The 260-nt window shown below is 61.9% G+C and carries 1 protein-coding gene; it reads right to left on the bottom strand.

The window, feature by feature from the left end:
• Positions 1–260, bottom strand: a 260-nt coding sequence (locus ACLQ3J_RS20950; protein ID WP_425904305.1) for an AMP-binding protein, incomplete at both ends; no start/stop codon positions are given.

Below are 260 nucleotides of genomic sequence, written 5' to 3'. Positions count from 1 at the left end.
AGCATCGACGGCACGAACGACGTCGCAGTGATCCGCTCCCGATGGATCACGCGAGCAAGATACGCCGGATCCCGATGTCCGTCGGTGCTCGCGATCACCACACGCGCACCCGCTGCCAACCCGCCGAACAACTCCCACACCGACACATCGAACGTAAACGGCGTCTTCTGCAACACCACATCTTCCGGCGACAGCCCGTACTCGGCTACCAACCACGACACCTGATTGACCACCGAACCATGCGACACCGCCACACCCTT

The organism is Rhodococcus sp. DT1, from assembly GCF_049844875.1.
GTDB lineage: Bacteria > Actinomycetota > Actinomycetes > Mycobacteriales > Mycobacteriaceae > Rhodococcus.
The sequence above is the reverse complement of the archived record's forward strand: the minus strand, read 5'-3'. Positions and strand labels throughout refer to the sequence as shown.